This is a genomic window from Streptomyces sp. NPDC053542 (assembly GCF_044544685.1).
Classification (GTDB): Bacteria; Actinomycetota; Actinomycetes; order Streptomycetales; family Streptomycetaceae; genus Streptomyces.
The window spans coordinates 91,691-116,604 of the sequence record NZ_JBITXL010000006.1; the positions used below are offsets into that span (position 1 = coordinate 91,691).

Annotated in this window: 21 protein-coding genes and 1 tRNA gene; 3 read left to right on the forward strand and 19 right to left on the reverse strand. The window is 72.2% G+C overall.

The window, feature by feature from the left end; genetic code table 11:
- Position 1: 1 nt before the first annotated feature.
- The 14 genes from ACIGXO_RS18250 to ACIGXO_RS18315 all read right to left on the reverse strand — a co-directional run bounded on the left by ACIGXO_RS18250 (position 2) and on the right by ACIGXO_RS18315 (position 14,299).
- Positions 2 to 937, reverse strand: a complete 936-nt coding sequence (locus ACIGXO_RS18250; protein WP_399787352.1) for an aromatase/cyclase — start codon at positions 935 to 937, stop codon at positions 2 to 4.
- Between the two features lie 38 nt (positions 938 to 975).
- Positions 976 to 1,761, reverse strand: coding sequence for a 3-oxoacyl-ACP reductase FabG (gene fabG, locus ACIGXO_RS18255; protein ID WP_399787355.1), 786 nt, complete (start codon positions 1,759 to 1,761; stop codon positions 976 to 978).
- A gap of 104 nt (positions 1,762 to 1,865) precedes the next feature.
- Entirely contained in the window at positions 1,866 to 2,129 is a 264-nt protein-coding gene (locus tag ACIGXO_RS18260; protein WP_363261464.1) for an acyl carrier protein, read from the reverse strand.
- Between the two features lie 59 nt (positions 2,130 to 2,188).
- Complete coding sequence (locus ACIGXO_RS18265; protein ID WP_399787359.1) at positions 2,189 to 3,403, reverse strand: ketosynthase chain-length factor; 1,215 nt, start codon at positions 3,401 to 3,403, stop codon at positions 2,189 to 2,191.
- The gene (locus ACIGXO_RS18270) at positions 3,400 to 4,671 is read right to left on the reverse strand and encodes a beta-ketoacyl-[acyl-carrier-protein] synthase family protein (RefSeq protein WP_399787362.1); all 1,272 of its coding nucleotides are present in this window, start codon (positions 4,669 to 4,671) and stop codon (positions 3,400 to 3,402) included. The genes ACIGXO_RS18265 and ACIGXO_RS18270 overlap by 4 nt, the downstream gene beginning before the upstream one ends.
- The gene (locus ACIGXO_RS18275; RefSeq protein WP_030265807.1) at positions 4,668 to 4,997 is read right to left on the reverse strand and encodes a TcmI family type II polyketide cyclase; all 330 of its coding nucleotides are present in this window, start codon (positions 4,995 to 4,997) and stop codon (positions 4,668 to 4,670) included. The genes ACIGXO_RS18270 and ACIGXO_RS18275 overlap by 4 nt, the downstream gene beginning before the upstream one ends.
- Before the next feature lie 49 nt (positions 4,998 to 5,046).
- Positions 5,047 to 6,519, reverse strand: a complete 1,473-nt coding sequence (locus ACIGXO_RS18280) for an FAD-dependent monooxygenase (protein ID WP_399787366.1) — start codon at positions 6,517 to 6,519, stop codon at positions 5,047 to 5,049.
- A gap of 80 nt (positions 6,520 to 6,599) precedes the next feature.
- Entirely contained in the window at positions 6,600 to 7,469 is an 870-nt protein-coding gene (locus tag ACIGXO_RS18285; protein WP_399787369.1) for a hypothetical protein, read from the reverse strand.
- Positions 7,466 to 8,065, reverse strand: coding sequence for a hypothetical protein (locus tag ACIGXO_RS18290; protein ID WP_399787372.1), 600 nt, complete (start codon positions 8,063 to 8,065; stop codon positions 7,466 to 7,468). The genes ACIGXO_RS18285 and ACIGXO_RS18290 overlap by 4 nt, the downstream gene beginning before the upstream one ends.
- Positions 8,066 to 8,355: 290 nt before the next feature.
- Positions 8,356 to 10,107 carry an acetyl/propionyl/methylcrotonyl-CoA carboxylase subunit alpha gene (locus ACIGXO_RS18295; RefSeq protein WP_399787375.1) on the reverse strand — a complete coding sequence of 584 codons (1,752 nt, stop codon included), beginning with the start codon at positions 10,105 to 10,107 and terminating at the stop codon, positions 8,356 to 8,358.
- Positions 10,108 to 10,326: 219 nt separating this feature from the next.
- Positions 10,327 to 11,028 carry a response regulator transcription factor gene (locus tag ACIGXO_RS18300; protein WP_399787378.1) on the reverse strand — a complete coding sequence of 234 codons (702 nt, stop codon included), beginning with the start codon at positions 11,026 to 11,028 and terminating at the stop codon, positions 10,327 to 10,329.
- 27 nt (positions 11,029 to 11,055) lie between these two features.
- Positions 11,056 to 12,126 carry a sensor histidine kinase gene (locus tag ACIGXO_RS18305; RefSeq protein WP_399787381.1) on the reverse strand — a complete coding sequence of 357 codons (1,071 nt, stop codon included), beginning with the start codon at positions 12,124 to 12,126 and terminating at the stop codon, positions 11,056 to 11,058.
- 282 nt (positions 12,127 to 12,408) lie between these two features.
- Positions 12,409 to 13,410, reverse strand: coding sequence for a ScbA/BarX family gamma-butyrolactone biosynthesis protein (locus ACIGXO_RS18310; RefSeq protein ID WP_399787384.1), 1,002 nt, complete (start codon positions 13,408 to 13,410; stop codon positions 12,409 to 12,411).
- A 301-nt stretch (positions 13,411 to 13,711) separates the two neighbouring features.
- A complete protein-coding gene (locus ACIGXO_RS18315) occupies positions 13,712 to 14,299 on the reverse strand; it encodes a TetR family transcriptional regulator (protein ID WP_399787386.1) in 588 nt (195 codons plus the stop codon).
- Between the two features lie 393 nt (positions 14,300 to 14,692).
- On the opposite strand from ACIGXO_RS18315, the gene ACIGXO_RS18320 reads away from it, so the two are divergent.
- A complete protein-coding gene (locus tag ACIGXO_RS18320) occupies positions 14,693 to 15,826 on the forward strand; it encodes an IS701 family transposase (protein ID WP_399787389.1) in 1,134 nt (377 codons plus the stop codon).
- A gap of 34 nt (positions 15,827 to 15,860) precedes the next feature.
- On the opposite strand, the gene ACIGXO_RS18325 is transcribed toward ACIGXO_RS18320, so the two are convergent.
- The 5 genes from ACIGXO_RS18325 to ACIGXO_RS18345 all read right to left on the reverse strand — a co-directional run bounded on the left by ACIGXO_RS18325 (position 15,861) and on the right by ACIGXO_RS18345 (position 21,086).
- Positions 15,861 to 16,808, reverse strand: a complete 948-nt coding sequence (locus ACIGXO_RS18325; protein ID WP_399787392.1) for an NAD-dependent epimerase/dehydratase family protein — start codon at positions 16,806 to 16,808, stop codon at positions 15,861 to 15,863.
- A complete protein-coding gene (locus ACIGXO_RS18330) occupies positions 16,805 to 17,389 on the reverse strand; it encodes a ScbR family autoregulator-binding transcription factor (protein WP_399787395.1) in 585 nt (194 codons plus the stop codon). The genes ACIGXO_RS18325 and ACIGXO_RS18330 overlap by 4 nt, the downstream gene beginning before the upstream one ends.
- A 230-nt stretch (positions 17,390 to 17,619) precedes the next feature.
- A complete protein-coding gene (locus ACIGXO_RS18335; protein WP_399787398.1) occupies positions 17,620 to 20,217 on the reverse strand; it encodes an MFS transporter in 2,598 nt (865 codons plus the stop codon).
- Entirely contained in the window at positions 20,214 to 20,786 is a 573-nt protein-coding gene (locus ACIGXO_RS18340; protein ID WP_399787401.1) for a MarR family winged helix-turn-helix transcriptional regulator, read from the reverse strand. The genes ACIGXO_RS18335 and ACIGXO_RS18340 overlap by 4 nt, the downstream gene beginning before the upstream one ends.
- Before the next feature lie 218 nt (positions 20,787 to 21,004).
- A tRNA-Leu gene (locus ACIGXO_RS18345) sits at positions 21,005 to 21,086 on the reverse strand.
- Positions 21,087 to 21,513: 427 nt separating this feature from the next.
- On the opposite strand from ACIGXO_RS18345, the gene ACIGXO_RS18350 reads away from it, so the two are divergent.
- Entirely contained in the window at positions 21,514 to 22,296 is a 783-nt protein-coding gene (locus ACIGXO_RS18350; protein WP_399787404.1) for an ABC transporter ATP-binding protein, read from the forward strand.
- Positions 22,297 to 22,353: 57 nt separating this feature from the next.
- Complete coding sequence (locus ACIGXO_RS18355) at positions 22,354 to 24,885, forward strand: ABC transporter permease (protein WP_399787406.1); 2,532 nt, start codon at positions 22,354 to 22,356, stop codon at positions 24,883 to 24,885.
- Positions 24,886 to 24,914: the final 29 nt, after the last annotated feature.

Sequence of the window (24,914 nt, forward strand, 5' to 3'; positions counted from 1 at the left end):
GTCAGCGACGCGCCTCGGCGTGGTCCTTGGCGTACCCCAGCGTGGCCCGGCTGTTGGTGCTGAGCGCGGTGCGCACGTACTCCTTGGCCTCCGCGACGCCGGCCTCGGGGCCGAGAATCCTGGTGATGTTCTCGGTGTTCAGGACGACGGTGTGCTGCGAGGTCGCGGCCACGCCGTCCGCGGTCTCCTCGAACGTCCACCGGCCGGTGTGCAGGGTCATCAGCGCCGGGAGCGTGACCTGCTTGTAGGCGATCTTGTAGTGCGGGAAGCAGACCCGGTACGACTTCGTGGTGTGCGTGGAGCCGTCCTTGGCGCGGGTGTCCATCTCCAGGCTCTGCAGCCCCGGGGTGTCCTCCTCCAGGCGCACCGACGCCACGTGCGGGAGCCGCTCCTGCCAGAGGTGGGCCTCGTTGATGAAGTCGTACGCGTCCTTGGCGGAGCCGGCGATGTGGACCGTGTCCTCGAAGGAGAAGGTCAGCTCCGCCGAGGCGTGGGCCAGTTCGACGTTGGTCTTCAGCGCGGCCAGCTCCGAGCGGGAGTTGCGGTCGACGGCCTGGTCGATCCACTCCAGGGAGGCCGGGTCGTCGTCGATCGCGCGGTAGTCGTGCAGCAGCCGGATCCTGGACTCGTCCGCGCCGAGCGGCTCGATGATCCAGGTGCCGCCCATCGCCGCGACCGGCGGCGCCGACACCTCCTGGCGGAAGGTGATGCGCAGCGCCTCGGGGTCGAGGGTGCGGCGCGACGTCCAGTTCTTGGCCTCGCCGTTGGCGGTGGCCCAGATCCGGATGCGCTCCTCGTTGCCGCCCTGCTCGACGTGGTCGACGTAGAGGGTCGGCGGAAAGATGCGGGGCCAGTTCTCCACCTCGGCGAGCAGGCGGTAGACCTCGGCGGCGGGGGCCTGCACGGTGATCTCGTGCTCGACCTCACGGACCGTCATGTGGAACTCCTTGGGAAGAGGCTCGGGAAAAAGCGGGATCAGAAGTTGCCGAGGCCGCCGCAGACGTTGAGCGCCTGCGAGGTGATGGAGGCGGCGGTGTCGGAGGCGAGGTAGCCGACCAGGCCCGCGACCTCCTCCGGGGTGGAGTAGCGGCCGAGCGGGATCTTGGACTGGAACTTCTCGAGGATGGCGTCCTCGGTGGCGTTGTACGCCGCGGCGTAGCCCTGGCGGACGCGCTGGGCCATCGGGGTCTCGACGTAGCCGGGGCACACGGCGTTGACGGTGATGCCGGTCGGGGCCAGCTCGTTGCCGAGGGCCTTGGTGAAGCCGACGACGCCGTGCTTGGAGGCCGAGTACGGGGCGCCGAGGACGACGCCCTGCTTGCCCGCCGTGGAGGCGATGTTGATGATGCGGCCGCGGCTCTTGTGGCGCATCCGGCCGGTGTTGAGCACCTCGCGGGTCATGCGGAAGACGCTGTTGAGGTTGGTGTCGATGACGTCGTGCCACAGCTCGGTGGCGATGTCGGCGGTGACGCCGCCGCCGCTGCGGCCGGCGTTGTTGACCAGGACGTCGACGCTGCCGTGGCGGTCGACGGCGGCCTGCACGAAGGCGTGCACGCTCGCGTCGTCGCGGACGTCCAGCTCGGCGCCGTCGGCCTCGATGCCGTCCTCGCGCAGCTGCTTGACGGTCCGCGCCACGTTCTCGGCGTTGCGGGCGCCGAGGAAGACGGTGTGGCCCTGCTCGCCCAGCAGGCGCGCCGCGGCCAGACCGATGCCGCTGGTGCCGCCGGTGATGAGGGCGAGGCGTCCGTTGGTACGGGACATGAGAGGGACTCCTTGTGTCAGTGCCCGGGCGGTGCCGGGTGGAGAGGGAGAAGGGGCCGGGTCCGGGGCGGCCGCGGGCGAGCGCGGCCGCCCCGGGAGCGGCGTCAGGCCGCGGAGAGGGCCAGGTGGGCGTTGACCGTCTCGATGAGCGCGCGCGGCGTGGCGGCGTCGGTCAGCGCGGAGTCGTCCAGCGTGATGCCCCACTCGCGCTCGATGCGGCCGCCGGTCTCCAGCAGGGCCAGGGACTCGTAGCCCAGCTCCTCGAAGTCGGTGTCGAGGATGTCGCCGTCCAGGTCGACGCCCTCGTCGGCGCCGGCGCCCTCCAGGAGGATGCGCTTGAGGTCGTCCAGGGTGAATGCAGCAGACATGTGCGTTCCTTCGGTTCGGTTCACGGGTGTCCCGCGCCGTTGCGGGACACGGTGGGAGGTCAGCCGTCGGCGCGGAGCACCACGGCGGAGTTGAAGCCGCCGTGGCCGCGGGCCAGCACCAGCGCGGTGCGGACCTCGGCGGTGCGCGGCTGGCCGACGACCAGGTCGAGGCCGTAGGCGGGATCGGGGTCGGTGTGCACGGTGGGCGGGATGAGGCCCTCGTCCATCGCGAGCAGGGCGGCGGCCACGTCCAGCGGAGCGGCGCCCGAGTACAGCCGGCCGGTCATGGTCTTCGGCGCGGTCACCGGTACGCCCCGGGCGCCGAAGACGGCGCGCAGCGCGTCCGCCTCGGCCCGGTCCAGCTCCACGGTCCCGGCGGCGTCGGCGAAGACCACGTCCACGTCCTGCGGGGCGCAGTCGGCCTCGCTGAGGGCCTGCTCGATGGCGCGGCGCAGCCCGGGCTCCCCGCCGGTGCCCGGCTTGGGGTCGAACGTCGCGGCGTAGCCGACGAGTTCGCCGTAGATACGGGCGCCACGGGCGCGGGCCGCCTCGGTGTCCTCCATGACGAGGAGGGCGCCGCCCTCGCCCGGCACGTGGCCGCTCGCGGCCGCGTCGAAGGGCACGTAGGCGCGGTCCGGGTTGTCGCTGGTGGACAGGCGTCCGCTGGTGAGCTGGGCGGCCCAGCCCCAGGGGCAGATCGAGGCGTCCACGGCGCCGGAGACGATGAGCGGGGTGCCCTTGCGGATCTGGCGGCGGGCCTGGGCGAGCGCGTCGAGCCCGCCGGCCTGGTCGCTGACGAGGACGCCGCTGGGGCCCTTCATGCCGTTGCGGATGGAGATCTGGCCGCTGTTGACGGCGTAGAACCAGGCGAAGGACTGGTACGCGCTGACGTACTGGCTGCCCTGGCTCCACAGCTTCCGGAGCTCGTTCTGGCCGAACTCGAAGCCGCCGGAGGAGCTGGCGGTGATCACGCCCATGTCGAACTCGGGCTGCTCACCGGGGACGATGCCGGCGTCGGCCAGCGCCCAGTCCGCCGCCACCAGCGCCATGCGGGTCATGTGGTCGGTCTGCGGGATCAGCCGGCTCGGCAGGTGCGCGGCGGCGTCAAATCCGGGCACCTCGCCGGCCAGCGTCGCCGGGTAGGACGAGGCGTCGAAGCGGGTGACGCGGCCGATGCCGCTCTTGCCGATCCGGGTGGCCGCCCAGAAGTCCTGGGTGCCGAGGCCGTTGGGAGAGGCGACTCCCAGGCCGGTCACTGCCACGGAGGTGGTCATGCCTCGCTCCTCTCGGGCCGGGCGAGCACCATCGCGGACTGGAAGCCGCCGAAGCCGCTGCCCACGGTCAGCACGGCGTCGGTGCGCTGCTCGCGCGCGGTGACCGGGACGTAGTCCAGGTCGCATTCGGGGTCGGGGGTGTGCAGGTTGGCCGTGGGCGGCACGACGTGGTGCTCCATGGCCAGCGCGCTGGCGGCGATCTCGATGGAGCCGATGGCGCCCAGCGAGTGGCCCACCATGGACTTGATGGAGCTGACCGGCGTGGCGTAGGCGTGGTCGCCCAGGCTCCGCTTGAACGCGGCGGTCTCGTGGCGGTCGTTCTGCTTGGTGCCGGAGCCGTGCGCGTTGATGTAGTCGATGTCCTCGGCGTTCAGCCGCGCCTCGGCCATGGCCACGCGGATGGCCTCGGCCATCTCCGCGCCGTCCGGGCGCAGGCCGGTCATGTGGTACGCGTTGGAGCGGGTGGCGTAGCCGGCGATCTCGGCGTAGATGTGCGCGCCGCGCGCCTGCGCCGCGGTCAGCTCCTCCAGGACGAAGAAGGCCGAACCCTCGCCCAGTACGAAGCCGTTGCGGGTGTTGTCGAAGGGCCGGGAGGCCGTCTCGGGGCTGTCCTGGCGGGGCGTGGTCGCCTTGATCGCGTCGAAGCACGCCATCGTGATGGGCGAGATCGGGGCGTCCGAGGAGCCAGCGATCATGACGTCGGCGCTGCCTTCGCGGATCAGCTCGACGGCGTGGCCGACCGAGTCGATGCCGGAGGTGCAGCCGGTGGAGACCACGGTGGCCGGGCCCTGCGCGCCGGTCGCCCAGGCGACCTCGGCGGCGAACGAGCTGGGGACCAGGTAGTCGTACAGGTGCGGTACGGCGTAGGTGTGGTCGACCAGGTCCAGCCGGCCGCCGTCGCTGACGGTGCGGTACTCGGTGTCGAGGCCCATGGTGGCGCCGACGGCGCTGCCGACCGTGACACCGGTGCGGAACGGGTCGAGGTCCGCGAACTCCAGGCCGCTGTCGCCGAGGGCCTCGCGGGCCGCGACGACGGCGAACTGGGCGGCCCGGTCCATCCGGCGGATCTCCTGGGGAGACAGGCCGTGCAGCTCGGGGTCGAAGTCGATCTCCGCCGCCACCCGGGAGCGGAAGGAGGAGGCGTCGAAGAAGGTGATGGCGCGGGTCGCGGTGCGGCCCTCGCTCAGCAGGCTCCAGAAGTTCTTGGTGCCGACACCGCCCGGGGCGAGGACCCCGATGCCGGTGATGGCTACGCGGCGGGCGCTCACGCGGACGCCTCCCAGTTGTAGAAGCGGGTCGCCATCGCGTCGGAGGGCGAGCGCCAGGTGGCCGGGTCGTACGCCTCGATGAAGGGCTTGAGGTCGTCGCTGATCTGCACGAAGCGGGGGTCGGTCTTCGCTTCCTCGATGAGCGCGCCACCGTTGTCGGTGTCGAAGTCCTGGAGGTGGAAGTAGAGGCCGCGGTACGAGAACAGCTGGCGGCGCCGCGTGCCCATGCGGTGGGGCATCTCGGTGCCGTCGAACTCCCCGAAGAGGCGGGCGACGTCCTCGGCGGACTGCGGGTTCATCCGCGCGACGATGAGGGTGCTGTGCATTGGTGGGATCTCCTTGTCGGCCGGTGGGATCCGGCGCTGTGGGCGTGGCTCAGCGGGCGGGGCCGAACCACCGCTCCAGGGACATGGGCAGGTCGTCGTGGCTGCCGGGCGCGGCCCAGGCGACGTAGCCGTCGGGGCGGACCAGGACGGCGGTGGTGCCGGCCAGGTCGCTGCCCTCGGCCGGGGTGGCGGTGGCGGTGACGATGTCGACGCGGTCCGACCAGCCGGCCGCGCGGCCCCGCAGGACGGCGTTGTCGGCAAGGTCGAGCAGGACGCCGCGGCCGGCGTGGAGCAGCGCGGTGCTGCCCGTGGTGCGGCCGTCGGGGCGGGTCAGTTCGAGGTCGGGCATCCGGCGGCCGAGCAGCGGGTGGGTGCCGCGGCTGGTCTCGTACCGGATCTCCAGCCCGCTGACCATCGCGGCGAGGTGCTTGCTGACGTCCTCGTAGCCGATCAGCTCGTTCAGGACGTCGCGCAGCGGCTGGATCTCGGCGCCGGAGAGGAACAGCAGGCCCTGGGCCCGGGTGTTCATCAGCAGCCGCCGGCCCACCGCGTGCCGCTCCTCGTGGTAGGTGTCCAGCAGGCTCTCGGGGGCGCGTCCCTGGACGACGGCGGCGAGCTTCCAGCCGAGGTTGACCGCGTCCTGGATGCTGGTGTTCATGCCCTGGCCGCCGGCCGGCAGGTGGATGTGGGCCGCGTCGCCGGCGAGCACGACACGGCCGCGGCGGTATTCGGTGACCTGGCGGGTGGCGTCCCCGAAGGAGCTGACCCAGACCGGCTCACCGTGCGAGATGTCCTGGCCGGTGACGCGCTTCCAGCCGGCGACGATCTCCTCGTACGAGGGGGCGCTGGTGCGGCGCTGCGGCGGGGTGCCGCGCTCGCAGAGGATGAGGCGGGTGATGCCGCCGGGCAGCGGCCCGACCATCACCATGCCGCCGTCGAAGGTCTCGCCGATCATGCGCGGGTCCAGGTCCAGGCCCTTGACGTCGGCGAGGAACATCTCCAGCGTCGACGCGGTGCCGGGGAAGTCGAACCCCGCCGCCTTGCGGACGGTGCTCCGTCCGCCGTCACAGCCGACCAGGTAGCCGGTGCGCAGCGTCTGGGTGTCCCCGCCGGGCGTGCGGACGGTGACCTCCACCGCGTCGCCCTTGTCGGCGAAGGAGACCAGTTCGTGGCCGCGGCGCAGGTCGGTGCCCAGCTCGTTCACCCACGCCTCCAGGACCGCTTCGGTCTGGGACTGCGGGATGGTCTTGGCGGCCTGGTGCGCGCCCTCCAGTACGGCGAAGTCGACGGGCAGGCCGCCGAAGTGGCCGACGTTGCTGGTCTCGATGTCGCCGAAGCGGTGCAGCAGCCCCCGCTGGTCGAAGATCTCCATGGTGCGCGCGGTGAAGCCCAGCCCGCGGGACTCACCGGTCCGCTCGGGCAGGCGCTCCAGGACGATCACGTCGACCCCGGCGAGCCGCAGCTCTCCCGCGAGCATGAGGCCGGCCGGGCCGGCCCCCACAACTATCACTGCAGCGTCCATTGCCTCTTTCTCCTTGGGTGGGCGGGTTGTCCCGTCGCGCGCGACGGTTCGCGCCGGGGTACGGCGGTGGGCGGCCGCGGTCACGCGTCGGCGAAGACCGGCAGCAGCGGGGCGGGAAAGACCCCGGTGCCGGCGGCGGTGTTCACCAGGCGGCGGCACAGGGCGGTGAGCCGGGCGACGCCTTCGGCGCCCAGGTGTGCGTACGGAGCGGCGTCCAGGCGGTCGGTGTCCCGCTCGACCTGTGCGCGCAGTTCCAGACCGCGGGCGGTCAGTGCGCCCGCGGCGTCCAGCAGGCCGCGGTCGCGGAGCCGTTCCTCGGCGGCGGACCAGTCCTCGTCGGTCCAGCCGCGCTTGGTCATCACGAAGGCACGGGGCATGCCCCCGGGCCCGGCGGAGTGCGAGACGAGCCCGTCCAGGCCGGCCAGTCCCGCGTGGCTCAGCACCGCGAAGTGCCCGTCGCCCCGGTACTCCCGCAGCAGGGTCGCGGCGTGCCAGAGGGCCAGGTGCGGCTGGTCCGGTACGGGGAGGTCGGCGTGGGCCGCGTACAGCGGGCGGCCGGCCCGTTCGCAGCCCTCCGCGGCGCGCAGGGCCAGCTCGGCGGCCTCGGCGACCTCGGGCGCCTCGGCGATCTCCTCGCCCAGGCAGCGGCGCAGCGTCGTGTCGGCGGCGCGCAGCCGTTCCGCGAGCACCTTGGCGGGGGCCACGCGCTCCCACAGGGCGGGGAAGTGCCCGGCGATCAGCCCGTGGTGGAAGCCGTTGGTGACGGCGGTGAGGGCACCGGGGCCGACCGGGCCCAGAGCGGCGGTGCGGGCGGCGAAGTACCCGGCCATCGGGTCGTCGACGCCGTGCGCCGCCAGGTTCTCGTCGAGGTCGGGGGTGAAGTAGTACAGCGAGTGCAGGGAGTTGAGGTAGAACTGGCAGCGGTTGGCGGGAGTGGCGTCGGCGGTCACGGGCGCACCGCGCTGTGGTGGAGGTGGTAGCGGGTGTAGCCGATGGGCCGCACCCCGGGGATGGCCTCGTAGGACGCGCGGGCCCGGCCGGAGCAGGCGTCGCGCAGGAAGACCTCGTGGGCCTCGTCGGTGGTCCACTCCGCGTAGTTGAGCACCCGGGTGCCGTCCACGCTGGTGTGGAAGTGCGTACCGAGCAACCCGTCCTTCGCGTGCGGGCCTTCGCGCCCGACGGTGCCGATGATCTCCTCGATCACATGGCGCTGACGGAGCGGGCCGTCGGTGTCGAAGGACGCGGCGACCATGCAGCCGGGGGGCTCGGCGGCGGCGCCGTCCGGTACGTAGCTGCGGTGCAGCCGGTACTCCACCGCCTCCGCGGCCGCGGGCCCGGCCAGGGCCCGGGTGAAGGGGCGATAGACGGCGGGGGAAGCGCACTGCGCGTAGGTCAGTACGGTGTCGCCGGCGACGCTGAGGTAGCTGCTGAAGGAGAGGATGCCGTCCGGCCACTCGGCGGTCTCCCACTGGGCGGTGACCTCGTCCAGGTCCTTCAGGGCCGTGGTGCGGTCAGCGGTGTACCAGTGGCTGACGAACACCGCCACGGCCCCGGCGTGGCGTATGTCCGGGAGGGTCGGGTGACACAGCATTTTTTGCTGCCCTCTCTCTTGGCGGGGAGTAACGGCCTCGGAAATTCGCTCCGGATTTCCCGGGAAAATACCGGGTTAATTCTTCTCGAGCGGCCCGCGGCATTTCCTGCGTTTCCCTGGCGGCTGATATCTCTATTTTCGCCGCCCGAGCCGTGCCGCTCAAGGCATTCCGTGTCAGATGAATGTCAACTTGCGTCAGGTCTTCGCGACACCGACGGGCCGGCTTTTCATCCGTTGTTTTCGGGTCAGTCCTTGATTTCGCAGATGACGGCGCCGGCGGTGAGGGAGGCGCCGACCTCGGCGGTCAGGCCCTTGACGGTGCCGGAGCGGTGCGCGTTCAGCGGCTGCTCCATCTTCATGGCCTCCAGGACGACGACCAGGTCGCCTTCCTTGACCTCCTGGCCGTCCTCGACCGCGATCTTGACGATGGTGCCCTGCATGGGCGAGGCGAGGGCGTCGCCGGAGGCGGCGGAGCCGGACTTCTTGGCCGCCTTGCGCTTGGGCTTGGCGCCGCCTGCGACCGCGGCACGGGCCAGCGGCATGCCGAGAGAAGACGGGAGGGAGACCTCCAGGCGCTTGCCGCCGACCTCGACGACCACGGCCTCGCGGCTGTCGCCCTCGGTCTCATCCGTGCCCGGTGCGGTGAACGGGGCGATCTCGTTCTTGAACTCGGTCTCGATCCAGCGGGTGTGCACGGCGAACGGGTCCGCGGTGAACGCCTCGTCCTCGACCACGGCGCGGTGGAAGGGGATGGCGGTGGCCATGCCTTCGACGGTGAACTCCGCCAGCGCACGCCGCGCCCGCTCCAGGGCCTGCTGCCGCGTCGCGCCGGTGACGATGAGCTTGGCCAGCAGGGAGTCCCAGGCCGGACCGATGACCGAGCCGGACTCGACGCCCGCGTCCAGGCGCACGCCGGGGCCGGCGGGGGCCTCGAACTTGGTGACGGTGCCAGGGGCGGGGAGGAAGTTGCGGCCGGGGTCCTCGCCGTTGATGCGGAACTCGAAGGAGTGGCCGCGCACGGGCGGGTCGTCGTAGCCCAGCTCCTCGCCGTCGGCGATGCGGAACATCTCCCGGACCAGGTCCAGGCCGGTGACCTCCTCGGTGACCGGGTGCTCCACCTGCAGACGGGTGTTGACCTCCAGGAAGGAGATGGTGCCGTCCTGGCCGACCAGGAACTCACACGTCCCGGCGCCCTCGTAACCGGCCTCCTTCAAAATCGCCTTCGACGCCCGGTACAGCTCGGCGTTCTGCTCCTCGGAAAGGAACGGCGCCGGAGCCTCCTCCACCAACTTCTGGTGACGGCGCTGCAGCGAGCAGTCGCGGGTGGAGACGACGACCACGTTGCCGTGCTTATCGGCCAGGCACTGGGTCTCCACATGCCGCGGGCGATCCAGGTAGCGCTCGACGAAGCACTCGCCGCGGCCGAACGCGGCCACCGCCTCGCGCACCGCGGAGTCGTAGAGCTCGGGGACTTCCTCGAGGGTGCGGGCGACTTTGAGGCCGCGGCCGCCGCCGCCGAAGGCGGCCTTGATGGCGATGGGCAGGCCGTGCTCCTCGGCGAAGGCCACGACCTCCGCGGCGCCGGAGACCGGGTCCTTGGTGCCGGCGACCAGCGGGGCGCCGGCGCGCTGGGCGATGTGGCGGGCGGCGACCTTGTCGCCCAGGTCGCGAATCGCCTGCGGCGGGGGGCCGATCCAGATCAGCCCGGCGTCGAGGACGGCCTGGGCGAATTCGGCGTTCTCGGAGAGGAAGCCGTAGCCGGGGTGGATGGCGTCCGCGCCCGAATCGGCGGCGGCCGCAAGGACCTTGGCGATGTCCAGGTAGCTGGTGGCAGGAGTGTCACCGCCCAGGGCGTATGCCTCATCCGCGGCACGGACGTGCAGAGCGTCCCGGTCCGGGTCGGCGTAGACGGCTACGCTCCCGATTCCGGCGTCCCGGCATGCCCGGGCCACGCGGACAGCGATTTCGCCACGGTTGGCGATGAGCACCTTGCGCACGATGGCTCCCCCTCGACAGGAATTCTCGTACCGGTGCTCCGCGCCTTCCTGGCAAGCGGTTCCGCATCCAAGCGGTTCCGCATCAATGCACCGGGTCGTGCCACCACCTTTCTGCACGGAAAGCCCGCCGCACAAGGCATGCATTTGAAGGGTTCGGTAAGGGATCTCAAGAAAGCGCGGGGAATGTCAGCGGAATGACAAATGCAGGCCCACGGCCGGTCACGCCGCCCGGGCCGCCCACTGCCGGCCGGCCGCGCCACCGGACGGCTCCGGTGGCGCGGCCGGGTCTGACGGCCCGTCCGGCTCCAGTGGCCGGGCCGGGCCCGGCGCGCTGATCAGTCCGGCGGCGAGCGCCTTGGCCACCGCGTCGAGCCGGGAGACGGCGTCCAGCTTGCGGAAGGTGGTGTGCAGATGCCGCTTGACGGTTCCGGTGGTGATGCCCAGCCCGCGGGCTATCTGCTGGTTGGTCATGGCGGCGGCCGCGCCGCTGAGCACCTCCCGCTCGCGCCGGGACAGGGCGGCGTACGGTACGCGTCCGGCGCCCTGCACCGCCGCGGGGAAGAGCGCGCCGAGCGCGGCGAGCAGCGCCTCGCTTCCGGCGTGCCGCGGCAGGTAGCCGTGCACACCGGCGGCGCGCAGGGCGTGGTGGTCGGTCCGCGTGCTGCCGCCCGGCAGGGCCAGTACGGCGGTCTCGGGTGCCAGGCGGCGCAGCGAACGTACGGTGCGCACGGTGGCGCCCGGCACCGACCAGGGCTCCAGGAGGATCACTTGGGGGTGGAGCGCGACGGCCTTGCGCAGCGCCTCGTGCTCGCCGGTGGCCTGGCCGAGGAGGCGGATGCCGGGCTGGGCGTGCAGCAGCGCGGTGAGGGCGTCGCGCAGCAGGGCGTTCTCGCTGGCGATGACGGCGGTGATACGTGGCATGGTCGTTTCCCCTTCTCTTTCGGCGGTTCAGCCGGCCTGGTAGCGGGGCAGGTGGACGTCGACGCGGGTGCCGTCGCCGGCGCGGCTGGTGACGGCCAGCCGGCCGCCCACCGACTCGATGCGCTCGGACATGGCCCGCAGGCCGTACGCGGGCCGCGCGGAGAGCGTGTGCGCGACGTCGAAGCCCCGTCCGTCGTCACAGACCTGGGCGTGGGCCCATCTGCGGGTCGTCCGGACGGTGACGGACACCGTGTCCGCCGCGGCGTGGGTACGGGCGTTGAGCACCGCCTCCCGCAGGACGAGCAGCAGTTCACGCCGGAAGAGTTCGGGCAGGGTGGTCTCGTCCCCGGACTGGTGCCAACGCACCGCCGGCCCTTCGGGCAGGCCGCGCAGGAACTCCTCCAGGGCTTCGCGCAGGCGGGGTACCGGCGTGCGCTCGTGCAGTCCGGCCACGATGCCGCGGCTGCTCTCGGCTGCCTGTACCAACAGGTCGCGCGCCGCCGTCAGTTGCTCGGAGGCGCGTACGGTACCGGCTTCCGCGCCGAGCCGGTCCAGGGCGGCGGCCAGCGGGGTGGCGACGCGGTCGTGGACGTCCCGGGCGAGCGCCCGGCGGCCCTGCCAGGCGTCGACGGCCCGCGGGTGCGGGCCCGCCGCGGCGGCGAAGGTCTCCCGGACGGCGTGCAGGAGCGGGAGCGCCGCACCGGCGTCCAGCCCCTGAAGGAGCAGGCATTCGGTCAACAGCAGGGCGGCGACGAGCAGTTGGTCCGGCGCGGGGCGGCCGGCGGCCGGTGCGGCGGGCCGGCTCGCGGTCCGTCCGAGTGCGTGCCCGGCCAGTTCCCGCAGGTACCGGGCCTCCTCCTCGTCGGGCCGGCCCCCGGGCAGCTGGGCCGAGCGGGAGCCCAGCAGGCCGGTGAAGCGGTGCAGCGCGGCGTCGACGGGGTCCGGCGCCGGGCCCCCGCGCCGGGGCCCCCGGCGCGGGGCGCCGATGTCGTCGGGTACGGCGGCGACCGGGCGCACGCGAGGGGCGGACGCGCGGCTGAGGCCCTCCGTGAGGGCGTGGGTGAAGACGTCCGCCAGCAGGGTGGAGGCGGCGGTCATGGCTACTCCTCTTGCACGACGGGTTGTTAACGCTCGCGAAACAATGCGAACAACCTCTATGTTTTCGGGAGAGAAAAAAACGCCCAGGACGGTGCGCGCCCCGGACAGGGGGGCGCAGCACCGGCCGGGCAGGGGTGGCGGCGTCCTGGTGCACACTGCCGCGCACCCCTTTCACCACGGAAAGGGCACAGGAAAAGAGGGCGCACGGTGAAGGGTCCGGGACGGCCCGGTGAGGGTGGGAGAGGGACGACGCCGACGGTGTCCGCGCGAGGGGCCCGCCGGTCAGACGAGGGCGGGGGCGGGCGCGTGCGCCCGCGCTTCGCGCGAGGCGAGCACGGGCAGCGGGAAGGCGCCCGGGGCACGCTCCACGGAGACGTCCGCGACGAAGCAGACCGTCTCGTGCTGACGCATGCTCACCCGCACCCGGCAGCGGCCCGACGGGTCGGCGGGCAGCGCCTCGACCTCGACCCAGCAAGGGGCGTCCAGCTCGATGTAGCGGTGGAATTCGGTGTGCATCGTCACCGGGACGACCGGCAGCGGGTCGGCCATGGCCTGCGTCGCCTGGCGGGCGGCCTCCAGGAGCAGCATGCCGGGCACATGGTCGACCGGGTGGTCGAAGAGGACCGGGTGGCCGGTGTCGACACAGAGCTGCCACCGTCCGGTCGCGGCATCCGGGGAGAGGACGACGTCGTAGGGCGAGACGCGGCCCACCCGCCGGGCCGGCAGGGGCAGTCCGGGAAGCACGGCGTTGGCCATGGCGCGCTGCGCGTCACCGTAGGCGCCGCGCAGCCGCTGGTAAACAGCGCGGCTGTGCACGGTGAAGCGGGTGCGGGCCTCTCCCAGGCGGCGGGTGCCCTGGTACGCCTCGGCGTGCAGGACGATGGCCGACGCGTGGCCGCTGCCGCGGCGGGTGACGGCGGCGCAGCGGACGACCAGCCGGACCGGTATCCCGGCGACGACCGAGTCCAGGGCGGCGGCATCCATGCTGTAGGTGAAGTCGTCCCAGATCAGCTGGTGTCCCAGCGGCACGCCGTAGGCGGCGTGGGAGAGCAGGGGAAGGAGCTGGCGGACGGTCTCGGCGAACAGCAGCGGGTCGTACCCGCCGTTGCCGCTCAGGTAGAAGCTGTGGACGTGGGGCAGGCGGGCGGTCACCTCGTAGGTGTCCGGTCCGGTCTTCCGCCAACCGGTGAGCAGCACCTCGTCCGCGTCGAGCTTGTGCACGAACTGCTGCGGGATGACCTCGTAGCGAGCAGTGGCGTCCGGGACGGTGGCAAATCGGGGCACGTCAGCATCCTTTCCCTCGTTGTGCGTGGCCGCACAAGGCACTGGGCCGTGGCACGGCATAACATAGAGGGCATTCTTTTTTTTGTCGACCACCGGCCGCCTCACCGATGACCCGCTCTCCCGCGCGCACCATCCGTGACCAGCGTCCCTGCCACATCAAGACTTTCTGTGGCCTACTTCCGGAAGGGAACACTCCGGTCGTCCGACGGAAAAATCGCGCTGAAATGCGCCCGCCACCAGGCCCGATGACGTACCGTCAGCGCGCGGGCGCCGCACCGTCGACGCGCCACCGCGCGCACCGTCAGTGCGCCGCCGCCGCTGACGCGCGGATGCCCCGCATGACCGCGGCCCAGATGTGCGCGAGCGCCGCCACCTCGTCGGACTCGGGGCGGGCGTGCAGGGTGACGGCGGTGCCGTTCAGCAGGTGCGCGGCGAGCTGGACCACGGTCTCCACCTCGATCTCGGCGGTCAGGTCGTCGCGCTGCCGCGCGCACTCCAGCATGGCGCGTACGGCCGGCTCCCAGGCCGCCTGCCACCCGCCGGCGGCGATGACCCGCTCCTCCTCCAGCCGCACCATCGCGCGGACGGCGGGGCTGCGGGCCAGCAGATCCGCCAGGTCGCAGGCGAGGCCCGACATGGCCGCCAGCGGATCGCCGCCGCAGCCCTTCGCCTCGGCCACCACGGCGCCGGTCTCGGCGACCGCCTCCTCGGCGACCGCCTCGGCCAGCTCGCTCTTGGCCCGGAAATGGAAGGTCAGCGCGCCCATGGAGACCTCCGCCTCCTTGCACACGACCTGCAGTGAGGTACCTGCGTAACCCTGCCTGGCGAACTCCCCGGCCGCCGCACGCGTCAGACGTCCCCGGGTGACCACGGCGCGTTCCTGCTTCATCTGATGCCACCAATTCGACAAACCTCACCCGGGGCCGCCGCTCGGCGGGCCGGGCCTGAAGGGGGATCGGGGGCTTTCGGACGGGGTGCCGCTGAGTACACCGGCCGGCCGGCCGGTCACACGTCCTCACCGCAATCCCCGTGGAAAGAGACGTTAACCGGCTGTACACGCCAACGAGCACCCAACTACGCGGCCCCGTGACGTCTTTGGCAGGTCACCGGCCACCGGGACGGCGCACCGCCGGGCGTGGCGGACCACCACGACATCCCCCGGCGAACCACCCGACCGACTGCCCGACGGACGTCCCGGCGGACCGCCTCTTCAAAAACATAGAGGTTGTTCGCTATTCTTTTTTCACCGACACCCCTGCCCGCATGTTCGAAGGGAGCCGCCATGACCGAGCTTCACGGGAGCGGCCCGGTACGGCCGGTGCCGCACCACCCGGCCGACGACCTGGCTCGGCACCTGTTCCAGGACCTCCCGCGCGCCGACCAGCGCCGGTGGGCCACCGCCTATCTCAGGGGGCTCTGCTCGACCCCGGGCAAGAAGTCCGTACGCAACATGGCCTGGACGGTGAGCACTTCGGACACCGCGTGGCAGTCCCTGCACCAGATCGTCAACGCAAGCACCTGGCGGTGGGAGCCGGTCCGCAGGCGCCTCGCCGACTGGTGCGCGCGGCAGCTTCCGCCGCGCGCCCTCATCCCGGCGCCCGTCCTGATCCCGAAGCGCGGCCAGCACTCCGTCGGAGTGCACCGGCGCTTCGACCCCGCCAGCGGCCGGACCGTGGGCTGTCAGTGGGCGTTCGGGCTGTTCCTGGCCACCGAGTACGGCACCACGCCGCTCGACTGGCGGCTGCACCTGCCGGGCCGCTGGAGCGAGGACGCGCGGCTGCGCGCCCGCGTCTGCGTGCCCGAGTCCGCACGCGCCCGCGCACCGCACGACCTCACGCTGGACCTGCTCGGCCTCCCCGTCGCCCACGAGGTGCCGGTCCTGGCCACCGCCGCCCACCACACCGGCGTGCAGCCCCTGTTGACCGCGCTCACCGCGCGCGGCCACGGCTTCGCGCTGCGCGTCCCGTCCACCACGCCGGTCACCATCGGCCTGCTGCGCCCGACCCGCCACGTGCGCGGGCCGCAGCCCACTCGGGCGCTCCCCGCCCGGCAGTTGCTGCAGCGCCTCGGGCGGGCGGCCACCACGCCGCTGGGCCCGGCCGCGGGTCAACTGCGCCTCGCGCCCGCGCTGGTGCACGTTCCGGGCAGCCCGCGCCCGCTGCAGCCCGTCGTCACGTGGCCGGCCGACGGCGGACCGCGCCACATCTGGCTCACCGACCTGCCGGCCGCGCGGCTCGCCGCCCTCGCCGACCTGCTGACCGTCCCCCTCGCGCCCGCTCCGGACACGCTGCTGGACCACGGGCTGCACGACTTCGAGGGCCGTTCCTACCCGGGCTGGCACCGCCACATGACGCTCGTCTCCGCGGCGCACGCACACCATGTACGGATGGCCGCCACCTGGCAGCAGGCGGCCTGAACGGCCGCGGGGCCGCCCGGCATCGCCGGGCGGCTCAGGCCCCGCCGGCGCCGGCCGCCGCCCCCGCCAGGTACTCCGCGTACCAAGGAGCCGACTCCGCGAGCCGGTGCAGCGGGCCCGGGCCGGCCGGCACGCCCGCCAGCCGCCAGATCTCCTCGCTGCGGTACCAGTGTTCGCGTGCCATCAGCTCGAACTGACGCTCACTCATGGCGCCCGGGTACTCCCGCAGCCGGTCCAGACACCGCTGCCAGTCCCATGCCTCCCGCGGCACCTCGGGGAGCACGCCGTGCCCGGCGAGCGTGTCCAGCAGGGCGTCGAGGCGCACCGGCTCGGGGTGCGCCGCGTGGTACACACCGCTCGCCACCTCCGCCTCGCCGCATGCCAGTTCCGCGACGAGCCGCGCGAGGTCCCGCACGTCGACCAGCGACAGCCGCGCCTGCCCGCCGTCCCACCGCGCCGGGACCCGGCGGACCAGCTCGGCAAGGGCGGGCACGACCCAGCGGTCGCCGGCGCCGGTGATCAGGTACGGCCGCAGGACCACGGCGCCCGCGTCCAGCGCCGTGCGCTCCCCCGCCAGCCGGGTACGGCTCGCGGCCGACACCGGGGCGGGTGCGATCTCGTCCACGGCGATCCCGCGGTGCGGCCCCAGCCCGTACACCGCGGCGGTCGAGAGGTGGACGATCCGCTCCACCCCGGCCTGCCGCGCCTCCCGCATCAGCGCCTGCGTACCGACGATGTTCACCGCCCGGCACGCCTCCTCCTCGCCGGACACCTTGGAGGCCAGGTGCACGAGGACGTCGGCGCCCTCGGCCACGCCCCGCAGGGAGTCCGGGTCGGTCAGGTCCGCGCGCACCGAGTCCGGGCCGTCCGTACGGGACAGCGCCCGTACGGTGATGTCCGCACCGTGCTCCCGGAGCGCGGCCAGCACGGCGGAGCCGATGAAGCCGCTCGCCCCGCTCAGCAGCACCGTGCGCGGCGTCACGCCGCCGGCCCGGTGCGCTCGGCGACCTCCCGCAGCTCCGCCAGCCGCTCCGGCTGGGCGATGCCCGGGAGGATGTAGCGCCACATCCGGCCGATGCGCTCGGGCAGGTCGGCCCGGTCGGGGCCGGTGAGCAGGTTCGACATGACCTGGGAGCCGGTGTACGCCGCGACGAGGAGCTGCGCGACCTCGGCGACGTCCACGTCGTCCTGCAACTCGCCCTTGCTGCGGGCCGCTTCCAGCTCACCGCGGAACAGGTCCGCCCACATGTCGTACGGGCTGAAGTCCCGCAGTCCGACCTGGCCCTGCTCGACCGCCAGCGTCACGCCCGCGCGGAAGAGCACATTGCTCTGCATCTCGCGGGCCAGGAAGAACGTCAGCCCGATCAGCTGCGCCAGCCCGTCCGGCCGCTCCGGCAGCGACAGGTCGGCGGCCTGCTCGTTGATGACCGCGCGGGCGAGGTTCTCCTTGGACTTGAAGTGGAAGTACATCGCCCCCTGGGTCGTGCCGGCCCGCGTCATGATCTTGCTGATGCTCGAACCGGCAAGACCGTACTCATCGAACACCTGGGCGGCTGCACGCAAGATGACACCTCGCGTACGGATCGCCCGGTCCTGCCTCACTCGTGCCACGCGGTACTCCAGCCCACTTGAGCAAAGAAAACGACTGACCTCTATGTTACCGCCCGTCCACTTACCCGAAATCCCCGCCGGGACGCTCCACACCACACCCGCACAATTGCCGGAACACAGCAACACGGCCCGGCACGCCCCTGAAGGAGCGTGCCGGGCCGGAGCGTTGCCGGTCCCGCGCGTCAGGACACGGTGTCGTGCGCCAGATCGATGTCGAAGCCGGTGCGGCCGCCGTCCTCCAGCCGCAGCGACGCGACCGCCGGCGCGTAACCGCTGGCGATGATCGTGTACTGGCCGCCGTCGAGGTCCGTGAAGGCGTACGCACCGTCCTCACCGGTGATGACGGAGAGCACCGTGTTGCCCGCCGGGTCCAGCAGGGTCACCCGGGCGTCGGCGAGCGGTTCGCCCTGCCCGGTCCGTACGGTGCCGCAGATCCGGGCGCAGGGCGCGAGCCGCGCCTCGTACCAATTGGCCTCGCCGGAGCCGACCTCGGCCTGGAGTGCGGCGGGGCGGTGGCCCGCCGCACTGACGGCCAGCGTGTAGCTGCCGGGGACCAGGTCGCCGAAGGCGAACTCGCCGTCCTGGCCGGCCACGGCCGAGGCCACCACGTCACCGCGCAGGTCCGTCGCCACGACCAGCGCGCCCGGCACCGGGACGGCGCCCCGGCTGTCGCGCACCTGACCGGTCAGCCCGGCCGCGCCCTTGAGCGCGAGGTCGTACGGGACCACCTCGTCGCCCACGACCACGGTCGCCGCCTGCGGCTGCCGGGTACCGGCGGCCGCGATCAGCACGTACGTCCCGGCCCCCGGCGCGGCGAGGGCGTAGCTGCCGTCCCGCGCGGTACGGGCGTGGCCGAGCTGCCGGCCGCCGATGTCGATCAGGGTCACCGCGGCGCCCGCCAGCGGGAGGCCCTGGCCGTCGCGCACCTGTCCGCTGATGCCGGGGCCCGCGACGGGTTCGGCACGGTCCGCGAGGTCCGTACCGGTGTCCGCGGTCTGCGTACCGGGCGCGGCGGCCGGCGCGTCCTTCGCCATGTCCACCGGCGCGGCCGCCGCCGCGGCCGCGGCCTCGTTCTCCGCCGGGCCGGCCGTCGCGGCCTCCTCCTCGGAGGCGCGTGCCTGGAGGCCGGAGACCTGCCGCAGCGGCACCTCCTTGACGAAGAGCACCAGCACGAACGCCACCGCGATGATGATCGCGCCCAGCAGGAACACGCCGTGCATCGAGTCGGTGAAGCCGCGCTGGAAGGGCTCGGCCAGCCGCGGGTCGAGCTGCTGAATGAACGAGGAGTCGCTCAGTACCGAGGTCGAACCGCCGCCCCCGCCCGGGTGCTGGAGCATGTCCAGCACCGGCTTGCTGGCCGGGTCGCGCAGCACCTCCGGGTCGTGCAGCGCCGCCTGGAAGCGGTCGGTGGAGGCCGCGGTCCGGAACGCCGAGGCGATCTTGTCCCCGACGGTGCTGAAGAGCAGCGAGAGGAAGATCGCGGTACCGGCGGTGGCGCCCATCTGGCGGAAGAAGGTGGACGAGGCGGTCGCCACGCCCATGTCGCCCGGCGGCACCGCGTTCTGCACCGCGAGGACCAGCGTCTGCATGCAGGAGCCGAGGCCCAGGCCGAAGACGACCATGTAGACCATGGTCTGCCACAGCGGGGTGTCCCACTGGACCCGGAAGTGGAAGAGCAGCAGCGCCGCCACCATCAGGGCCGTGCCGATGATCGGGAAGATCTTGTACTTGCCGGTCTTGGAGGTGATCTGGCCGGTGACGATCGAGGCGATCATCATGCCCGCCATCAGCGGCAGCATCTCCAGGCCCGACTTGGTGGGGCTGGATCCCTTCACGATCTGCAGGTACTGCGGGATCATCATCATCCCGCCGAACATGCCCATGCCGATGAACACGGACAGCAGGCTGGTCTTGCTGAAGGTGCCGTTGCGGAAGAGCCGCATCGGGATGAGCGCGTCGTCGCCGATCCGCCGCTCGACGAAGATCCAGGCGATGATGCCCAGCGCGCCGATGACGTAGCAGGAGAGCGACCGCGTCGAGTCCCAGCCCCACTCGCGGCCCTGTTCGGCGACGAGCAGCAGCGGGACCACGCCGATGGCGATGGTGAGCGCGCCCCACCAGTCGATGCGCCGGTCGCGGCGGGTGTGCGGAATGTTCAGTACCTTGCCGACCACGAACAGCGCGATGATGCCGACCGGCACGTTGACCAGGAAGACCCAGCGCCAGCCGGTGATGCCCAGCAGGGTGGCCTGGCCGGCCAGCGCGCCGCCGATGAGCGGCCCGGCCACGCTGGAGGTGGCGAACGTACCGAGCATGTAGCCCTGGTACCGGGCGCGCTCGCGCGGCGGGACGATGTCACCGATGATCGCGAGGGCCAGCGACATCAGGCCGCCGGCGCCGAGGCCCTGGACCGCCCGGAAGACGGCCAGTTCGGTCATCGAGGTGGAGAAGGTGCACAGCACCGAGCCCACGACGAAGATGCTGATCGCCGCCAGGTAGTACGGCTTGCGGCCGTGCAGGTCGGACAGCTTGCCGTAGAGCGGCGTGGCGATCGTCGAGGTGATCAGGTAGGCGGTGGTCGCCCACGCCTGCTGGCTGAGGCCGTGCAGGTCGTCCGCGATGGTCCGGATGGAGGTGCTGACGATGGTCTGGTCGAGCGCCGCCAGGAACATGCCCAGCATCAGTCCGCTGAGGATGGTCAGGATCTGCCGGTGACTGAGGGCCCCCGTCCCGGCTGTCGGCGCCGTCCCCGCTATCTCGGGGGTTTTCGTGCTACTCACGCTGGTGTGTCTTTCTGCTTCACGGCGGTGTCCCGGCTTTCCGGGGGATGGGGCGGGAGGCCGGCGTGCCGGGCCTCTTCCAGGTCGTCGTTGAGCCGGCCCAGCAGGCGGACCAGATGGTCCCGGTCCTCCTCGGGCCAGCGCTCCAGGAGGGCGGCCAGCTTGCTGTCGCGCTGCTGCCGGTACACCTGGAACGCCGCGTGCCCGGCGTCGGTGGCGCGCAGCAGCGTCCCCCTGCGGTCCTCGGGGTCCGGATACCGCTCGACCAGTCCCCGGTCGACCAGCGAGCGCACCTGGCGGCTCACGGTCGAGAGATCGAGGAAGGCATCGGCGGCCAGGTCGGTGGCGCGCCGGTCCCCGTGGTTCACGAGCTTGGCGAGCAGTACCCGGTCCGCGGCTCCCGCGTCCGTCTTGGCCTTCCGCCGCCAGGTGGTGATCAGCCGTCCGAAACGTACGATCTGCGTGCCCAGCTCGGCGGCCGCCTCGTTCAGCTTCGACGCGGCGCCGCCCACGGCGGCGGCGCTCTCCCGGGCGTGGGTGTCGGTACCCGTCGCCCTTCCCCCAGTCATGTCTGCGTTGCCCTGTTCATTGGTTGCTTGCAGCTACCAATAGAGTGTCGGGGATATTGCTTGTATGCAGCAAGTCGATTCGGGACCGCCCGGGCACAACTGGTGAAACCTTTACTGTGACGGCCCGTCAGGCAGGATCGCGCCTCACGAGGCGCGTCGGCGGGGCCACGGAGAGTACGTCGCCGCTCGGCGATCACGAGGGGGCGGGGCCGGGAGCGTGCCCGGAGCCGGACTTGAACCGGCACGGCCCGAAGGCCAGCGAGGTTTAAGCTCGCCGTGTCTGCATTCCACCATCCGGGCCCGAAACCCCCCACGCCGTCACGAAGACGGCACCACGAGCCTAGCCCGCAGCGCCACTCGAACAGCGGCAGGTAGGCACGAGGTTGTCTTATTTTATTGGCAACTGAGGGTGCATCAGCACGTGGTACTGGCCTTCGGCACATGCCCAGGGCCGAACCGCCCCGCTCACGCCCCACCGGCGCCGCAACCCCCGGATTGACGGAAACTCGATGCCTCCCGAGCCCCGCACCGCGGCCTCCCGCCGCTCCCGCCGCCGCGTCAGCGCCTCGGGGTCGCCCTCATCCCCAAGGAGGACCCGGGGCGCCCCGGGTCCGACCGCAGGCCCCCCGAGAGACCGGCGCAGGGACTGACGTCCGGCCCGATCCGCTCCCCGACGATGGAATCCGACCGTTCACACGGCCCCTACATCCGACAGGAGCACCATCCCGTGACCACCCTCCACTCCGGCGTTCCCACCGCCACCCGCGCCACCGCGGTGGCCGCCCGCGCCACGGATCTCACCAAGGTCTACGGACAGGGCGAGACCCAGGTGGTCGCCCTGGACGGCGTCAGCGTCGAATTCCGGCAGGCCGAGTTCACCGCGATCATGGGCCCCTCCGGCTCCGGCAAGTCCACGCTGATGCACTGCATGGCGGGGCTGGACACCATCTCCCGCGGCTCGGCCCGGATCGGCGAGACCGAGCTGACCGGCCTGAAGGACAAGAAGCTCACCCAGCTGCGGCGCGACAAGATCGGCTTCATCTTCCAGGCGTTCAACCTGCTGCCGACGCTCAGCGCGCTGGAGAACATCACCCTGCCGATGGACATCGCGGGCCGTAAGCCCGACAAGCAGTGGGTGGACCGGGTCGTGGAAACGGTCGGCCTCTCCGGGCGGCTCAAGCACCGCCCGAGCGAGCTCTCCGGCGGCCAGCAGCAGCGCGTCGCGGTGGCCCGCGCGCTGGCCTCCAAGCCCGAGATCATCTTCGCCGACGAGCCCACCGGCAACCTCGACTCCCGCTCCGGCGCCGAGGTACTGGGCTTCCTGCGGAACTCCGTGCGCGAGCTCGGCCAGACCGTGGTGATGGTCACGCACGACCCGGTGGCCGCGGCCTACGCGGACCGCGTGGTCTTCCTCGCCGACGGCCGGATCGTCGACGACATGGCAGCCCCGACCGCCGACAAGGTCCTCGAACGCATGAAGGGCTTCGACGCCAAGGGCCGTACGAGCTGACCGGCCCGTACGCGTCCCTCCCCCACCGCACCCTTCACCGTCAGGACTGACCCACTCATGTTCCGTACCGCCGTGCGCAACGTCCTCGCGCACAAGGCCCGGTTGCTGATGACCGTGCTCGCCGTCATGCTCGGCGTCGCCTTCGTGTCCGGCACCCTGGTCTTCACCAACAGCATCTCCCAGGCCCAGCAGAGCAGCTCCGCCAAGGGCTTCGACCATGTCGACGTCGCCGTCGAGCCCGAGTCGCAGCCCGACCGCGGCGACCGGCTCGCGCCGCCGCCCCAGCTGTCCGAGGCCCTGCTGAAGAAGGCCGCGCAGGTGCCCGGCGCCGACTCCGCGATCGGCTCCGTACAGGGCTTCACCGCGCTCGCCGGCAAGGACGGCAAGCTCGTCGGCACCGGCTTCTCCACCCAGGGCGGCAACTACTGGGGCAGCCACGACCCCCGCCACCCGCTCAAGAGCGGCCGCGCCCCGCACGGCCCGCACGAGGTCGCCATCGACGCGAAGACCGCCGAGCGGACCGGCTACAAGGTCGGCGACACCGTCCGCGTCTCCGTCGACGGCCCGGTGCTGACCCCGAAGGTCTCCGGCATCTTCACCACCGACGACGGCACCGTCGCGGCCGGCGGCTCGCTCACCCTCTTCGACACCCCCACCGCCCAGCGGCTCTTCCACAAGGAAGGCGCGTACGACCGGATCGACGTCAAGGCGGCGGCCGGCGTCTCGCAGCACGCGCTGCAGACGCAGCTGAACGACGCGCTGCCGAAGGACCGGACGTCCACGACCACCGCACGGCAGCTGGCCGACGACCAGGCCGAGACGATCGCCTCGTCGATGGACAGCTTCCGCACCACGCTGCTGATGTTCGCCGGCATCGCGCTCTTCGTCGGCATCTTCCTCATCGCCAACACCTTCACCATGCTGGTCGCCCAGCGCACCAAGGAGCTGGCCCTGCTGCGCGCCGTCGGCGCGTCCCGCAAGCAGGTCACCCGCTCGGTGCTCTTCGAGGCGTTCGTCGTCGGCGCCCTCGCCGCCGTGGCCGGGCTGGCCGCCGGCATCGGCATCGGCGCCGGGCTGCGGGCCGCCCTGGGCGCGACGGGCGTGACCCTGCCCGACGGCCCCCTGGTGGTCTCGCCCGGTACCGTCGGCGCCTCCCTGGCCGTCGGCATCCTGGTCACCATGCTCGCCGCCTGGCTGCCGGGCCGCCGAGCCGCCAAGATCCCGCCGGTGGCCGCGATGAACAGCGTGCACGCCACCGCCACGACCAAGTCCCTGGTGCTGCGGAACACCCTCGGCGCCCTGCTCACCGCCGCGGGCACCGCCGTCGTCCTGTACGCCACGAGCGTCGAGGACATGGAGTCCGGGCAGCTCCCGATGGGGCTGGGCGCCGCGCTGCTGGTGATCGGCGTCTTCGTGCTCACGCCGCTGCTGTCCCGCCCGCTGATCGCGGCCGCCGGGCCGCTGCTCCGCGCCTTCGGGGTCTCCGGCAAGCTCGCCCGGCTGAACGCGGTACGCAACCCGCGCCGCACCGCCGCCACCTCCGCGGCGCTGATGATCGGCCTCACCCTGATCACCGGCATGACCGTGATCGCGGGCAGCTCGCAGCAGGCGGTCGACAAGATGGCCACCTCCGCGCTGAAGGCGGACTACGTGGTCTCCATGGCGAACGGCAGCTCCCTCTCGCCCGAGGTCGAGAAGAAGCTCGACGGGGCCGACGGCGTCACCGCGGTCAGCGGCCTGCGCAACGCCCCCGCCCGGATCGCCGGCTCGACCGACTACCTGACCGGCGTCAACGGGCACACCATCGGCGACCTCACCGACCTCCCCCTGAAGAACGGTGCCTTCACCGTGGGCGGCAAGGACGTCGTGGTCGACGACGCCACCGCCGAGGACAAGGGCTGGAAGGCCGGCTCCGCCTTCACGGTGGCGTACGAGGACGGCAGCAAGGAGCGGCTCAACGTCGCGGGCATCTACGAGGGCAACGAGCTGATCAGCGGCATCCTGCTGGACAACGCCACCCTCACCCCGCACATCAGTGACCCGTCCGACATGCAGGTCATGGTGAAGACCGCGGGCGGCACCTCGGACGCCGCGCAGACCGGGCTGACCAAGGCGCTCGGCGACAACCCGGCCATCCAGGTCCAGGACAAGCAGGACATCTCCGAGGGCATCGCCAAGTCGGTCACCCTGATGCTGAACATGCTCTACGGGCTGCTCGGCATGGCCGTGATCGTCGCGGTGCTCGGTGTGATCAACACCCTCGCGATGTCGGTGTTCGAACGCTCCCAGGAGATCGGCATGCTGCGCGCGATCGGCCTGGACCGGCGCGGCATCAAGCGGATGGTCCGCCTGGAGTCCCTGGTGATCTCGCTCTTCGGCGGGGTGCTGGGCATCGGCCTCGGCGTCTTCTTCGGCTGGGCCGGCGGCAGGCTCATCTCGGGCAGCCTGGACACGTACGAGATGGTGCTGCCCTGGGGCCGGCTGGGGCTCTTCCTGGCACTCGCCGCGCTGGTCGGCGTGGCGGCCGCGCTGTGGCCCGCGCGCCGCGCCGCCCGGCTGAACATGCTGACCGCAATCAAGGCGGAGTGAGCCCGCGCCGCTGAGCACGCGACAGCCCC